Raw genomic sequence first — 14,832 nt, forward strand, 5'->3', positions numbered from 1 at the left:
GCCCGCTCCTTACTCGACACCCAGTGCGCGCAAATGCGACTCGATGTCGTCAGGGGTCTTGCAGCTTGCGCTGTCCAGCGCGGCCGAAGCCAACTGTACGCCTGCCCCATCCTCGATGTCCAACTGAATTCGAATGCCCGCGCCGATTAGCTCCCGGACCGACTCGTCCTTGCAACCCACCGCGCGCGCGAGCATCTCGAGATTGCCGCCCAGCTCCTGCCGCGACAATTCCGGACCCGTTTCTGCGGCCTTGAGCCACCGCAAACGCATCGCCATGGTGTCATTTGGCAAGGCTTGCAGACGCCGTAATTCCAGACCGTAATCGTTCTGACGAAGAGGCAGCTGGCCATTCACCGCACCCGCAATCAGTGGCAACACAAACGCGCGCTGATCATTGGGCAGCTGCCGATACAGACCCGCGAATTCCCGGATGGCATTGCGCTGTCCCTCGGGGGTGAGGCTAATCGAAGGCGCCGCCTGCGCCGTCGCATGTGTCGCACCCCACAACAGGACCGCGGCGAAAACGGAAAATTTTTTTGTGCTCATGATGACAGCATGCCGCATTCCATGTGACTGGTGCTGAACTGCGCGCATGGGCATAAGAAAACGGCGCCCCACCGAAGTGGGACGCCGCTGTATTGGCCATTAAGGGCGACGATCAGTCACCGCGACGACCGCGCCTACGGCGGTTGTCGTCATCGCGGTCATCGTAACGGTCGTGGCTGCGACGGTCGTCATCGCGATCCCAGCGACGATCGTTGTTGCGGTAGTCATACCGGTTGTCCTGGTAACGACCCCGCTTGGCCCAGTAGCCGTAAGCATTACCCTGCGGCACATGACGCACCGAGGCATTGCGATAGGCGTTGCGGTAATAGACGTTGCGGCCGCGCTCACGGACGACAATGATGCGGTCCTCCGGACGGTATTGGCCGTAACGGTAGTACGGAACGCCACCGCGGTAGGCAATGTCGTTGACGCTGACGATCACGCGAGCAATATCCACCAAGCTCTGTGCCTGGGCCGGGGCTGGCGTCATGCCGAAAGTCAAACCGGCTGCGACTACAGCGGCGCCAACAAGGGCTTTAAAGGATTTCATGGTCAGTACTCCGCGAAACCGCCACGGGATGTGGCGTTGAGTCCACTTTGCAGCCTCGTCAATGAACGGACGGCGAATTTCACACCCCTTGCAAACATCGTTTGCTTTCCGTTCCGGAAGCTGAGTGCGCGGCAACAACTTTGCGAATAACTGCAAATAAAAAGGGCCGCGAATCCTTCGCGGCCCCGTCTCCCCTTCGGAGGGATCGGCAAACTTAGTGATGCTTGCCGTTGTGCTTGTCTTGCTTGGTGTACTTGGTCTTTACGACTTTCGTCTTACGGACCTCGTAGCGGCGATCGTCGTCGCGGGACTTGTTATGGCCCGGCTGGGTGCCGTAGTAGCCATGTGCAACGCCGCGCGGCGCATTGCGGTAGTACGTGCGGCGACCGTTTTCACGGACTACGATAATGCGGTCTTCCGGACGGTATTGGCCGTAACGGTAATACGGGACACCACCGCGGTACACGATGTCATTGACGTTCACGATCACGCGCGCAATGTCCACGATGCTTTGGGCTTGAGCAGGCTGCGGCGCAATGGCCATCGTCAGACCGGCGGAAACGGCAGCGGCTGCCAGGTACATCTTGAAATTCTTCATGTTGCTCTCCCGGGCCGTTGTGGAAGTAATGTGGCGTTGGGACCAGACTCGCATTGTGATCCTGAATCGAATTCCAATTGTCCCGATCCATGCGCTACATAGCGCATGGTGCATTCAGCTACTGAAACGAGTATTTAGGAAGTCGCGGCTTGCGCAAGTTCAACCAGGGCATCAACAGCCGCAACTAAACCCGATGCATCGCTGACGACTCGCAGGCGGCTCGCCGCTTCGCCACGCGGTGCTTCGGCATGTTCCAGCGCCCAGGTGGAGTGATAAGGCACGTGCACGCCCCAGCCACCCAACTCCACGACCGGCAGAATGTCGCTCTTGAGTGAGTTCCCGATCATCAGGAACTCGGAAGGTTCAACTTCGAATTCACGCAACAGGCGGGAGTACGTGGATGTGTCCTTTTCCGACACAATTTCGATCCGCTGAAACTGCGGCGTCAATGTCGCCTGACGGACTTTGGCCTCCTGGTGAAACAGATCGCCTTTGGTAATCAGCACCAGATCATGGCGGGTGCCCAGCGCACGCACCGCGTCCTCGATACCATCGAGCAGTTCGACCGGATGCGTGAGCAAGCCTCGTCCCAGTTCCAGAATGCGATGAATATCACGGGCACTGATGCGATCCTGCGTGATCTCAACCGCCGCCTGCAACATGGACAGGGTCATGCCCTTGGCACCGTAGCCGTACAGACCCACGTTTTGCCGTTCAATCTGCAGCAAATGGGCCTGGACTTCCTGCCGTTGCAGGTCCAGATACTCGCCCATGATCGCTTCGTACGCGGCTTGCGCTTCGTCAAAGTAATCCTGGCTGCGCCAAAGGGTGTCGTCGGCATCAAAGCCGACCATGCGAATGCTCATACTGCTCGCAGGGTAATGGGTCGGATCTTATTGTATCGGGGCCGGCGTCAATGCCCGCTGCAGTAGCGGATACGGATTCAGCGGCGTGCCGTTGCTCCAGCCGTCATCGGCCGCCAGGGCATTCACTGCAAAGTGCAGATGCGGTGCATCGGGACTGGCGTTGCCGGTATGACCGACATACCCGAGTACTTGCCCGCGTCGCAGGAACTGCCCCTCGGCCAGGCCGGGTGCGTAGGCGCTCAAATGCGCGTAATACAGGCTGAAGCGATCACCGGGCAAGAACTGGTAGGCAGTCAATCCGCCGGCGGCACTGGTATAGAGTTTGACTAGACGGCCATCGGCAGCGGCCAGCACGGACGTCCCCTCGGCGGCCATGATGTCGATGGCATTGTGCACGCGTGAATCCGAGCGAGCCTGCGTGTAGGTATCGAGCAGCTGATCGGCGCGCACGCCCTGCACCGGAATCTGCAACTGCAAACCGGAGGCATCCGCCACGGAGGCGCTACTGCCACCCGCAGGCGTGACCGAACGATCGGCACCCGCATTCGGGTTCGAAGTGACGGCGGGCGCGGCTGCGATGCGTGCTTTCGGCACCGGCGTGGGCCGTGAGCCGAGCGAGAGCGGCGGCAAGACCATGCCGACCACGACCCCCACCAGGATCGCCAGCAGATGCGTGACGATCAGCGTGTCGCGGGAGCGGGCCATGCGCGCCGTATCCCCGTCTTATTCCTGGAAGTGAACCGGTGTGGATTCACCGACCGCTGCACCGACGGCCAGCACCGACCAGTTGGTCAGCCGCACGCAACCGTGCGAGGCGCCCTTGGCAATGATGGAGGGCTCGGGCGTGCCATGGATGCCGTAGTGTTCTTTGGTCAGATCAATCCACATGATGCCAACCGGCGAGTTCGGGCCCGGCTGCAGGATGGCGGTTTGCTTTTTCTTGTTCTTGTGTTCCCAGAACAACTTGCTGTTGTAGTGGTAGGTGGGGTTGCGATGCACACCGGTAATGCCCCAGTCACCCAAGGGCAATGGATCGTACTGATCGGTGCCCATGGTCACCGGGAATTGGGCAATCATTTTGCCTGCACTGTCCTCGAGCCACAGAATCTTATCGCTCTTGTCCACGACAAGCTTGGCCACGCCTGACAATGCGGTCTGCACGGGCAGCGGTACGATGATTTCCTCGCCCACAGTGCTGAAGCTGGCCGAGGGGTTCAGGCGCTTGATCAGATTCGGGCTGGCGTGGAACCGTTCGCCCAGCATCTCCATGATGTTGCGGTAGCCCAGACGGTCCAGCTTGGACTTGGCCATCATATCGCCGGGAATGTCGTAGTAAGGACCTTCGATGTCGAGATCCGACAGCTTGTAGGTGGTCAAGGCCGGCGCGGTGTCGCGATTGAGCAGCTCCCAGACCTGATCGTTGAGCTTGCCGGTGACCTCGAGGCCGTTGGCCTGCTGAAATCCACGCACGGCACGCTGCATGTTGGAGCCATCTGCACCGTCGATTTCGCCGGGCGAGAAATACGCACGGTCCAGCAGCACTTGGGCACGTAACATGCCCTGGAAGCCGGTCTTGGTCGCATTGCTGTTGACCTTGTCCATGGTCTTGCTATCGACAGTAGCCGATGCCGCTGTCGTGGCCTGTGCAGTCGGCGCGGCATTCTGGGTGATGCCGATGGCAGGAACGGCCAGCAGCAGCGCACTCACGCCCCATGCCGTCAATGAATTCTTGGCAGACATTTGTGACTCCGTCATCCTTGGTCCTAAGCTCATTTCAACATAGCAAAGTTTGCGTCAGGGCTCGTGATGGCGCCGTGACCGCGTTCAGTTTCAAGTCGAGTCAATATGCGGCAGAATACAGACCACACCCCTTAAATAATGCTGCATGTCCATGACTGACACTTTGCCCGACCGCCTGTCCAACGATCCAACCAGCCCCTACTACGACGAGGCCGTCCTCCATCGGGGCATCGGCATTCGGTTCAACGGCCAGGAACGCAACAATGTCGAGGAATACTGCGTGTCCGAGGGCTGGATCCGCACCGCCGTCGGTCGGTCGCTCGATCGCCGCGGCCAGCCCATGACTATCAAAGTTAAGGGTACCGTCGAACCGTTCCTTAAGCCGCAGGAATGACCGCGACCGCTGCTCCTTCGGCCGCCTTTTTGCGGCTGATGCGCTCGCGCTGGGCATTCGGCGCCTACCTCCGCCGCAAGGTGCCGATGGCGGCGTTTGCCCGCATTCGCCTCGAATCGATTGATGCTGACCGATGCCGAGTCACGGTCCCGTATTCCCGTCGCACCACCAATCCGTTTCGCTCGACCTACTTCGGAGCCCTCACGGCGGCAGCCGAATTGAGCACGGGCATCCTGGCAATGGCGCATCTGTACGATCACCGCGAACAGGTCGCCATGTTGATGGTCAACTGCCGCGCCGACTTCGATAAGAAGGCGACGGATCTGACCGCATTTGAATGCGATCAGGGAGCCTTAGTCGCGGCCGTGATTACGCAGACGCTGCAACAGCCCGAACCGCGCACCATCACGATGCAGACGGTCGGCAAAAACCAAGCGGGCGACATTGTCGCCCGCTTGGAATTTACCTGGAGTTTTAAGGCCCGTAGCCGGGCGGCCTAAGCCACCCGAACATACGACCACCCTGCTCGCTTAGGCGAGCAAGGGGTTGGGCTTGTCGGCGCGAATGCCGAACACCTCGATGGCGCGGGCCACATCTTTGGCCTGCAGCTTGCCGTCGGCCGCCAGAGCCGCCACGGCCGCATGCGCAATGTAGTTGCGGTCGACTTCGAAATGGCGACGCAAGTTCCAGCGCGTGTCGCTACGCCCGAAACCATCGGTGCCCAGCACGACATAACGACCGGGGACGAACTCGCGAATCTGGTCGGAGTACGTACGGATGTAGTCGGTTGCGACAATCGTCGGGCCGTCGGAATCCGACAGTTGCTGCGTCACATACGGCACGCGTTGGGTTTCGAGCGGATGCAGACGGTTCCAGCGCGAGCAATCGTGACCGTCGCGAGCGAGCTCGTTGAAGCTCGGCGCCGCAAACAGATCGGCCTTGATGCCGAATTCCTTGTCGAGCAGTTCGGCAGCGGCGATCACTTCGCGGAAGATCGTACCCGAACCGAGCAGCTTGACGCGCAGCGAATCGGCGGCGACGTTCTCCGCAGCACGGAACTTGTACAGACCGCGGACGATGCCCTCGCGCGCGCCCTCGGGCATGGCCGGGTGCGGGTAGTTCTCGTTCATCAGGGTGATGTAGTAGAACTCATCGACCTGCTCGGTCAGCATGCGTTGCATGCCGTGCTGCAGGATAGTCACCACTTCGTAGGCAAAGGTCGGATCGTACGAGCGGCAGTTCGGAATCAGACCGGCCTGGACCAGGCTGTGGCCGTCTTCGTGCTGCAGGCCCTCGCCGTTGAGCGTGGTGCGACCGGCGGTACCGCCCAGCAGGAATCCGCGTGCACGCATGTCGGCCGCTTGCCAGGCGCTGTCGCCAATGCGTTGGAAGCCGAACATGGAGTAGTAGATGTAGAACGGCAACATCTGCAGGTTGTTGGTCGAGTACGAAGTCGCACCCGCCAGCCACGATGCAAAGGCACCGGCTTCGGTGATGCCCTCTTCGAGCACTTGGCCGCCGTTGTCTTCGCGGTAGTACATCAGCTGATCGCGGTCGACCGGCTTGTACTTTTGACCTTGCGGCGCATAGATACCGATCTGGCGGAACAGGCCTTCCATACCGAACGTACGTGCCTCGTCAGCGACGATTGGCACCGAGCGCGGGCCGACCTGCTTGTCGCGCAGAATCACGTTGAGTGCCTGCACGAAGGCCATGGTCGTGGAAATTTCACGATCACCGGTGCCTTGGGTCAACCGCTCAAAGGCCTCGAGGGCCGGAGCCTGCAGGGACTCATCGGACTTTCGACGACGCGCCGGCAGGAAACCGCTCAGGTTCTTGCGGCGATCGAGCAGGTACTGCACTTCGGGCGAGTCCTTGCCCGGATGGAAGAACGGCAGTTCCTTGTCGGTGATCAGCTCATCCTTGACCGGAATGTTGAAGCGGTCGCGAAAGGCGCGAATGTCATCGGCGCCCATCTTCTTGGTGTTGTGTGTCGGGTTGAGCGCCTCCCCTGCTGCGCCCATGCCGTAGCCCTTGACCGTCTTGGCCAGGATGACCGAAGGCCGACCTTGCGTGTTCACTGCCTCGTGATAGGCGGCGTAGACCTTTTGCGGGTCGTGGCCGCCGCGGTTCAGACGCCAGATGTCCTCGTCGGACATGTTGGCGACCAGGGCCGCCGTTTCCGGATACTTGCCGAAGAAATGCTCGCGCGTGTACGCACCGCCGAAGGCCTTACAGTTCTGGTATTCGCCATCGACCGTTTCCATCATCAGCTGACGCAGTTTGCCGGTCTTGTCGCGCGCCAACAGCGGATCCCAGTACGAACCCCAAACCGTCTTGATGACATTCCAGTCGGCGCCGCGGAACTGCCCCTCGAGCTGCTGGATGATCTTGCCGTTGCCGCGCACGGGACCGTCGAGACGTTGCAGGTTGCAGTTGATCACAAAGATCAGGTTGTCCAGGCCCTCACGGCCGGCGACCGAAATCGCGCCCAGGGATTCGGGTTCGTCGGTCTCGCCATCGCCCAGGAAACACCAGACCTTGCGGTCGGACTTGGGCATCAGGCCACGGCCTTCGAGATATTTCCAGAAGCGTGCCTGGTAGATGGCACCAATCGGGCCCAGACCCATGGACACGGTCGGGAACTGCCAGAAATCCGGCATCAGCCACGGGTGCGGATACGATGGCACACCTTTGCCGTCGACTTCCATGCGGAAGTTGTCGATCTGTTCCTCGGTCAGACGCCCTTCGAGGAAGGCGCGCGAGTAGATGCCCGGCGAGCTATGGCCCTGCACGCCGATGAAGTCGCCCGGATGGTCGCCCTCGGCACCGCGGAAGAAGTGATTGAAGCCGACGTCGTACAACGTGGCGGCCGACGAGAACGAGGCGATGTGGCCGCCGAGTTCACCGGGCTTGCGGTTGGCGCGGACCACCATCGCCATGGCATTCCAGCGAATGATGGCGCGGATGCGGTGTTCCATCGCGGCATCGCCCGGATTGCGGGCCTCTAGGTGCGACGGGATGGTGTTGATGTATTCGGTAGTCGGCGAGAACGGCAGATGGGCGCCGGCACGACGCGTCACCTCGACGACATTTTCAAGCAGTGCATGAGCGCGGTTGGCACCATCGCGGTCGATCACCGCCTGTACGGATTCGACCCATTCCTGGGTTTCGGTGGGATCTAAATCGTGGTCCTGCATCATGGCGCCGTCCGCTTCTCTGGTCTTGATCTTTAGAACCAATCATTCTAGCGCCTGAACAGCAGGACGGCACCCTACGGTGCCGTCCTGACTACGTTTGCGAAGGTTGAATCAACCCGCTTTTCCGGCCTCTCGGCGCTGTTTACGGAGCTGCGCTTCGACCGCCGCGATGGCCGTCATGTTGATGATGCGACGCACGGTAGCCGCGGGTGTCAGGATGTGCGCCGACTGGTCAAGGCCCATCAGAATCGGACCAATGGCCACGCCATCGGTCATGACTCGCATCATGTTGTACACGATGTTGGCCGAGTCCAGATTCGGCATGACAAACAGGTTGGCACGGCCTTTGAGCGTGGTGTCCGGGAAGATGCGGTGACGCAGTTCGTCATCCCAGGCCGAGTCGGCCATCATTTCGCCATCGACGTTGAGCTCGGGCATGCGCGCCTTGAGAATGCGGCGCACTTCGGCCATTTTCTGCGCCGAGGCATCGTTATGCGAACCGAAGTTGCTGTGCGACAGCAGCGCCACGCGCGGCTCGACACCGAACAGCTTCATGCGGTAGGTGGCCTGCAGGGTGGAATCGGCAATCAGCTCGGCGCTCGGATCCAGCTGCGAGTGCGTATCCAGGAAGAACCACACGCCCTTATCGTTCAGCACGGCGCTCATGGCAGACGTGGCTTTGACGCCCGGATCGTAATCGAACACGGTGCGCAGGTAGCCGATCTTTTTATGGAAGCGCCCGACGATACCGGTGATCAGCGCGTCGGCCTCGCCCCGCTCGACCATCAGACTGGCGACCAGGGTCGGCGTCGAACGCAAGAGCTTTTTGGCGGACGGCGGAGTCACGCCCTTGCGGCCCGTCAGACGCAGATAGTGCTGCCAGTACTCGTCGTACCGCGGATCGTTATCAATGTTGGTCAGTTCGAAGTCTTTGCCGGCTTCGAGACGCAGGCCGAGCTTGCGGATCCGCGCTTCGATCACGTCCGGGCGACCGACCAGGATCGGGCGCGCCAGACCGTCATCTACCACCGATTGCACGGCTTGCAGCACTACGGTTTCTTCGCCCTCGGCAAAGACGACGCGCTGCAGGTTCGACTTGGCGCGCTCGAACACGGGCTTCATCAGGAAGCCGGTGCGATGGACCAGTTGCGACAGGTGCTCCTCGTACGCTGCCAGCGACTCCATCGGACGGGAAGCGACACCGGACTCCATGGCCGCACGGGCCACTGCAGGCGCCAGCGACATCAGCAGGCGCGGATCGAACGGGCGCGGAATCAGATACTCAGCGCCGAATTTGGGAACTTCGCCGGCGTAGGCGCCGCCGCCATCAACAGCTTCACGACGCGCCAGGTCCGCAATGGCGTGCACGCAGGCGAGCTTCATTTCCTCGTTGATCACGGTCGCGCCGACATCGAGTGCGCCACGGAAGATATACGGGAAACACAGGGCGTTATTGACCTGGTTCGGGTAATCGCTGCGACCCGTGGCGATGATGGCGTCGGGGCGCACGGCCCTGGCATCCTCGGGCAGGACCTCCGGATAGGGGTTCGCCAGCGCCAGAATGATGGGCTGGTCGGCCATGGTGACAACCATCTCGGGCTTGAGGATGCCGCCGGCCGAAAGGCCCAGAAACACATCGGCATCTTTGACGATTTCGGCCAGGCTGCGCGCTGCAGTATCCCGGGCGTAGCGGGCCTTGTCGGGATCGAGGTTCGGACGACCGGTGTAGATCACGCCATCGCGGTCAAACGCGGTGATGTTTTCGCGCTTGACGCCCAGCGCCACCAGCATATCCAGACAGGCAATACCGGCCGCACCGGCGCCTGTCGTGGCCACCTTGATCTGAGTGATGTCCTTGCCGACCACGTGCAGGGCATTGAGCACTGCCGCGCCGACGATAATCGAGGTGCCGTGCTGGTCATCGTGGAACACGGGGATATTCATGCGCTCGCGCAGCTTGCGCTCGACGATGAAACATTCCGGCGCCTTGATATCTTCGAGGTTGATGCCGCCAAAGGTCGGCTCCAGCGAAGCAATAATCTCGACCAGTTTGTCGGGATCGCGTTCGTCCACTTCGATGTCGAACACATCAATACCGGCGAACTTCTGGAACAGGACACCCTTGCCCTCCATCACCGGCTTGCCGGCCAGCGCACCGATGTCGCCCAGACCGAGCACTGCCGTGCCATTGGAGATCACCGCGACGAGATTGCCGCGCGCCGTATATTCGGAAGCGAGTTTGGGATCGCGGGCAATTTCCTCGCACGCGTAGGCGACGCCCGGCGAGTAGGCCAACGACAGGTCGCGTTGCGTGACCATGGGCTTGGTGGCCGTGACCTTGATTTTGCCCTTGGGATGGGCGCTGTGATAGGCCAGTGCGGCCTGCTTCAGGTCATCGTCTTTGACGTGCTCGTCGGTCATTTCTCGACACAAATCCGGGTGCGGGCTGGCCTTTCATGATAACTGATCCGCTCCGGAAGGACCCGACGCTGCCGTTTGTTCGGACGCGTTGGCATTGGAAATCGCATCGAGACGAATGCGATTGGCGAACAGCGAAAACGCCAGCATGCCGGCCAAACCGTTGGCCCGCCGAATCCACTCCGGCATCCAGCGCGCCGGTTGCAGCACGCCATCGCGGAACAGCGGCTCGAAACGCCGCACATCATCGAGCGTCATTTTGCCGGCAAACAGCCAGCGACACAGATGCAATTCCTGTTGCCGCAACGCGACCCGGAAGAACGTGTGCACATCGACCAGTCCGCGCAGGTACACGGTGTCTTTGGTGAAGGCATGACCACCGCTCGTCGGGACGCCGCGGAATACGCGCTGGGCACTGGCGAAACTTTCGTCGTCGGTCTGACCCATGGCGCGGAAATAACGGAATACTTCGACGAAATCAGCCCCATCGAGAGCGCGGCTGACGGCTTCGATGCGCAGGCTGAGGCGCTTCATGCGGCCAATATCAATACTGCCGGTGATCTGCTCGGCAAAAGTAGCCAGCCCCTCCTGCGTGGCGGTGACGCGCGGCGAGCTCAGACCGAGAGATGGCAGGTTGGTCTGCAGACGACCGTTCAGGGCCGTCAGTGAATGGACAAACGCCTCGTGCTGGAGCAGTTGGTGCTTGTCGTAGTCGGTGAACTTGGCGGTGCTGCGCAGGCGGATGCGAGTGGCGCCGGCGGCGGCCTTGGCCAACATCGAAGGATCGGTCTCGACGGTGATCACGCGGCCGTCGAAATAGTCATCGAGCTCACGCTGCAGCTGCAGCTGCAGCGCAATCGCCGAGATTTCGACGGTTTCCTGCGGAGACATCAGCTCGTGGTCGAGCTCATCGGCAATGCTGATGAAGTGCTGGGCGGCCTCGCGGGTGGTCGGGCCGTGCCCGGGCAAGGCCTCTAAGGGACCACCATAGAGTTGCAGCGAGAGGGGCGTGGCCTGCGGGGTGCCCAAGGCCTCGAGGAACTGCGCGGCCACCATCCAGGAGCGTGAGGATTCCGACAAATAACGGCCGATGGGATGGTCTTCGTCCGATTCCTTGTCAATCTGTTCCAGCTCGCGACGAATGGCGCTGAAATCGTGGCGCGGATATTCGACCTGCGGGTTGGTGAAACGACCGGCGTTGAACTCGGCAAAGGTCGCGTCCTGCACTTCGACGGGCCAGCTGGCGAGCTCAAGGATGCGAAGACTGCGGGCCACCTTGGTCATGCGATCATCGAGCGCCAGGTGGTGGGCAATATCGAGACGCGTATCGGCCCCCGTGTGCGGCAGGCCCATGTTGCGGTTGCGCTCAGCGTTCATATTTTGACTTCTGCCGCTTGTTCACCGGCTTGGTCAACACCTTGGCCTGCGCCTGCTGTTCAAGCCGTACCGCCTGCTGATCCTGGGCGCGGCGAATTTCGCCCTGCAATTTGCGGTAATTTTCCATGCGCGCCGGATCCAGCTCACCGCGCTCCAGCGCTGCCCGTATCGCGCAACCCGGCTCGGCAACATGGCGGCAGTCGCGGAACTTGCATTGCGCCGCCAGCGACTCGACATCATCAAAGGTGGTGCCGAGTTCTTCGTCACCGGTGGGTTTGAGTTCGCGCATGCCGGGCGTATCAATCAGGCACGCGCCGTTACCGAGCGGAATCAGATGGCGATAGGTCGTGGTGTGTTTGCCGCGCGAATCGTGGCTACGCACCTCGTTGGTGCGCATGCGCTGCTCGCCGATCAGGGCATTGGTCAAGGTCGATTTGCCGACACCGCTGGATCCGACCAGCACGGCGGTGATGCCTTCGTGCAGGTATTGCGACATGACGGACACCGCTGTGGAATCTTTGGCATTGAGTGCGTGCCAGCTGATGCCCTGGGACTCCAGCTGCTGCTGCACGGTGGCAAACACATCGGCAGCGACTTGCTGTTTGTCGGCCTTGGTGAACAGCACGACGATCCGATCGGCCGCACCGACCAGCATCAGGTAGCGCTCGAGTCGGCGGGCGTTGAAATCCAGATCCAGGCCGACCACCACAAACACCACGTCAATGTTGGCGGCGATCAGCTGTTGCTTGAAGTGCTCGCCGGCTGCGGCGCGCTTAATGACGTTGCGACGAGGCAGCATCGCCACGATTTGCGGGCGATGCAGGTCCAGCACTTTGAGCAGGACCCAGTCGCCGACACAGGCGCGCTGCTCGGGCGGACAGCGGGGTTTCTGCCAATCGGGGAGTGAGTCGACGGCGGCGGTTTCATCGGGCCCGGTGGCCACGACATAACCGCTGCGGTGCTGTTCGACAACGCGGCCAATGGCGGTGTCGGGATGGTCCTGCAGCACGGCAGTCCAGTCCGCCGGCAACTGATCCGGACGGGCGGCAGGCCAGCCCATGGTTCGCAGGGCGGCGTAATCGGTGCTCAAACGGTGACAAGCGGGTCGGCCATTGTCCTCATTCTAGTCGCTAAAGTGGCGAAAAACTGCCCTTTACGCTATCGTTTTCGGATTGTTTCCGATGTCACTGCAATGGCCTTCCTACCAATCGGCATCCGCACCCGCCTGGGTGAGGTCCGTTATGAAATTCGCGGCGAGCTCGCTGCCCGCGCCCATGAGCTCGAATCGCAAGGGCAATCGCTGATCAAACTCAACATCGGTAACCCCGGTGCGTTCGGCTTTCGCGCGCCCGAACATTTGCAGCATGCCATTGCCGATCACATGGACGGCACCGACCCGTACACGCATCAGCAGGGCCTTCCTGCCGCGCGCGAGGCCGTGGCTGCGTACTACCGCGAACAGCGCGGGCAACAGGACATCACAGCCGAGCGCGTCTATATCGGCAACGGTGTCAGCGAGCTCATCGACATCAGCCTGCGCGCCCTGCTCAATCCCGGCGACGAGGTGCTGCTGCCCTCGCCCGACTATCCGTTGTGGTCCGCCGCCACCATCTTAAACGATGGCCGACCGGTCTATTACTCGTGCCGCCCCGAGAACGGGTTCCAGCCTGATCCGGAACAAATGGAATCACTGGTCTCCAGCCGTACACGCGCCATCGTGCTGATCAATCCGAACAATCCTACGGGTGCGGTGTACTCGCGCGAAACCCTGCAGGCGATTGTCGGCATCGCGCGCCGGCACGGACTGATGATCCTGGCCGACGAGATCTACGACCACATCACCTATGACGGTGCCGAGTTCATCCCGGTCGCGACTCTGTGTGGCGACGAGGTGCCGTGTCTGTCGTTCGGCGGCCTGTCCAAGGTCCACCGCGCCTGTGGCTGGCGCGTCGGCTGGGCGGCACTGTCGGGCGATTCGGTGCGTCTGTCGCAATACGTGCGCGCCCTCAACCTGCTGAGTGCGCTGCGCCTGTGCGCCAACGTGCCGGGCCAATTTGCCGTCCAGGCGGCGCTGCAAGGCGAGGACACCATCACGGCCCTGTGCCGCCCCGGCGGTCGCCTGTTCGAGGCCCGTGCCATCGTTCGCGATGCCGTCCGCCAATCGCCGCATATGTCGCTGGTGACGCCGATGGCGGCCATGTACGCCTTCCCGTCCGTTGTCGGTGCTGCAGGTATCGGCTTTGACGATCACCGCTTTGCGCTGGAGCTGCTGGAGCGCCACTCCGTGCTGCTCGCACCCGGCAGTAGCTTTAACGTGCCTTACCGCAACCACTTCCGCGTGACCTTGCTGCCGCCACCCGAGCAGTTGCGCGTGGTCTTTGAGCGGATTGACGCCTTGCTGCACGAGTACGCCGAGCGCAACGGCGGCAATCGCCATACGAGCGCCGTGGCATGAGCCGCGAAGACGCCCGCAGCTATCTGGCACTGGGCGACAGCTACACCATCGGCGAAGGCGTCGAGGGCGGCGAACGCTGGACCTCGCAGCTGGTGATGCGCCTGCGGGCGTTGGACGTCAGCGTGGCCTTCCCCCGCACGGTGGCGACCACCGGCTGGACCTGCGAGGAACTGGAACAGGCCATGGACTCGGCGCGTCCGCCGCTGGAACCTGGCTATGACATGGTCAGCTTGCTGATTGGCGTCAACGATCAGTATCGCCAGTACGATCCCGCCGCGTATCCGGGCCGTTTCGCACGCCTGCTGGAACGGGCGATTGCCCTGGCCGATGGCCATGCCGAACGCGTGCTGGTCCTGAGCATTCCGGACTGGGGCGTCACGCCCTTTGCCGCGGCGCTAGAGCCGCCACGCGACCCGGCGCAGATTGCCGCCGAGCTCGATCAGTACAACGCCACCGCTGCCGGCCTGGCCGCGGAGCACGGCGCGCACTTTGTGGACTGCTCGGATCTGAGCCGCGCAATGTGCGCCGATCCGGCCAACCTGTCTGCCGATGCCCTGCACCCCGGCGCCCCCGTCTATACCGCCTGGGCCGACCGCGCCCTGCCCGCCGCACTGAAAATCGTGGGTGCCAATCCCGCTGCGCCTTGAAACGCCGCCTGTTTGCCCCGAACTTGCACTGTATACCGCTG

At 61.8% G+C, this 14,832-nt stretch carries 14 protein-coding genes; 4 read left to right on the forward strand and 10 right to left on the reverse strand.

The genetic code is table 11. The annotated features are described in order from the left end of the window. Positions 1 to 9: 9 nt before the first annotated feature. From V3390_RS01430 to V3390_RS01455, 6 genes are all read right to left on the reverse strand, one after another. A complete protein-coding gene (locus tag V3390_RS01430; RefSeq protein WP_331703051.1) occupies positions 10 to 546 on the reverse strand; it encodes a hypothetical protein in 537 nt (178 codons plus the stop codon). 112 nt (positions 547 to 658) lie between these two features. Further along, positions 659 to 1,096, reverse strand: a complete 438-nt coding sequence (locus V3390_RS01435) for a hypothetical protein (protein ID WP_331703052.1) — start codon at positions 1,094 to 1,096, stop codon at positions 659 to 661. A 214-nt stretch (positions 1,097 to 1,310) separates the two neighbouring features. Beyond that, complete coding sequence (locus tag V3390_RS01440; protein ID WP_331703054.1) at positions 1,311 to 1,694, reverse strand: hypothetical protein; 384 nt, start codon at positions 1,692 to 1,694, stop codon at positions 1,311 to 1,313. A gap of 134 nt (positions 1,695 to 1,828) precedes the next feature. Continuing rightward, positions 1,829 to 2,560 (reverse strand): HAD family hydrolase, encoded by a 732-nt coding sequence (locus V3390_RS01445; RefSeq protein WP_331689744.1) that lies wholly within the window; start codon positions 2,558 to 2,560, stop codon positions 1,829 to 1,831. A 27-nt stretch (positions 2,561 to 2,587) separates the two neighbouring features. Continuing rightward, on the reverse strand, positions 2,588 to 3,265 hold the full coding sequence (locus V3390_RS01450; protein WP_331689743.1) for a M23 family metallopeptidase: 678 nt from the start codon (positions 3,263 to 3,265) through the stop codon (positions 2,588 to 2,590). An 18-nt stretch (positions 3,266 to 3,283) separates the two neighbouring features. After that, positions 3,284 to 4,300 (reverse strand): L,D-transpeptidase family protein, encoded by a 1,017-nt coding sequence (locus V3390_RS01455; protein WP_331689742.1) that lies wholly within the window; start codon positions 4,298 to 4,300, stop codon positions 3,284 to 3,286. A 151-nt stretch (positions 4,301 to 4,451) separates the two neighbouring features. Here V3390_RS01455 and V3390_RS01460 point away from each other — a divergent pair, with 151 nt between their 5' ends. Continuing rightward, positions 4,452 to 4,694 (forward strand): DUF3297 family protein, encoded by a 243-nt coding sequence (locus tag V3390_RS01460; RefSeq protein WP_331689741.1) that lies wholly within the window; start codon positions 4,452 to 4,454, stop codon positions 4,692 to 4,694. Beyond that, the gene (locus tag V3390_RS01465) at positions 4,691 to 5,194 is read left to right on the forward strand and encodes a DUF4442 domain-containing protein (RefSeq protein ID WP_331703056.1); all 504 of its coding nucleotides are present in this window, start codon (positions 4,691 to 4,693) and stop codon (positions 5,192 to 5,194) included. Before V3390_RS01460 ends, V3390_RS01465 begins: the two co-directional genes overlap by 4 nt. A 30-nt stretch (positions 5,195 to 5,224) precedes the next feature. Here V3390_RS01465 and aceE read toward each other — a convergent pair whose 3' ends face one another. The 4 genes from aceE to rsgA form a co-directional block, all read right to left on the reverse strand. Beyond that, positions 5,225 to 7,897, reverse strand: coding sequence for a pyruvate dehydrogenase (acetyl-transferring), homodimeric type (gene aceE, locus V3390_RS01470; protein ID WP_425492972.1), 2,673 nt, complete (start codon positions 7,895 to 7,897; stop codon positions 5,225 to 5,227). 108 nt (positions 7,898 to 8,005) lie between these two features. Then, positions 8,006 to 10,315: an NADP-dependent malic enzyme gene (locus tag V3390_RS01475; protein WP_331689739.1), complete on the reverse strand. Its 2,310-nt coding sequence runs from the start codon at positions 10,313 to 10,315 to the stop codon at positions 8,006 to 8,008. Between the two features lie 33 nt (positions 10,316 to 10,348). Then, a complete protein-coding gene (locus V3390_RS01480; RefSeq protein ID WP_425493005.1) occupies positions 10,349 to 11,665 on the reverse strand; it encodes a peptidase MATCAP family protein in 1,317 nt (438 codons plus the stop codon). 13 nt (positions 11,666 to 11,678) lie between these two features. After that, complete coding sequence (gene rsgA / locus V3390_RS01485; RefSeq protein ID WP_425493006.1) at positions 11,679 to 12,749, reverse strand: ribosome small subunit-dependent GTPase A; 1,071 nt, start codon at positions 12,747 to 12,749, stop codon at positions 11,679 to 11,681. A gap of 132 nt (positions 12,750 to 12,881) precedes the next feature. Between rsgA and V3390_RS01490 the strand changes: the two genes are divergently transcribed. Then, positions 12,882 to 14,144: an aminotransferase class I/II-fold pyridoxal phosphate-dependent enzyme gene (locus V3390_RS01490; protein ID WP_331689736.1), complete on the forward strand. Its 1,263-nt coding sequence runs from the start codon at positions 12,882 to 12,884 to the stop codon at positions 14,142 to 14,144. Continuing rightward, the gene (locus V3390_RS01495; RefSeq protein WP_331703059.1) at positions 14,141 to 14,791 is read left to right on the forward strand and encodes an SGNH/GDSL hydrolase family protein; all 651 of its coding nucleotides are present in this window, start codon (positions 14,141 to 14,143) and stop codon (positions 14,789 to 14,791) included. The genes V3390_RS01490 and V3390_RS01495 overlap by 4 nt, the downstream gene beginning before the upstream one ends. The last annotated feature ends 41 nt before the right edge of the window (positions 14,792 to 14,832 follow it).

This window comes from Aquilutibacter rugosus (assembly GCF_036541335.1).
Classification (GTDB): Bacteria; Pseudomonadota; Gammaproteobacteria; order Xanthomonadales; family Xanthomonadaceae; genus Aquilutibacter; species Aquilutibacter rugosus.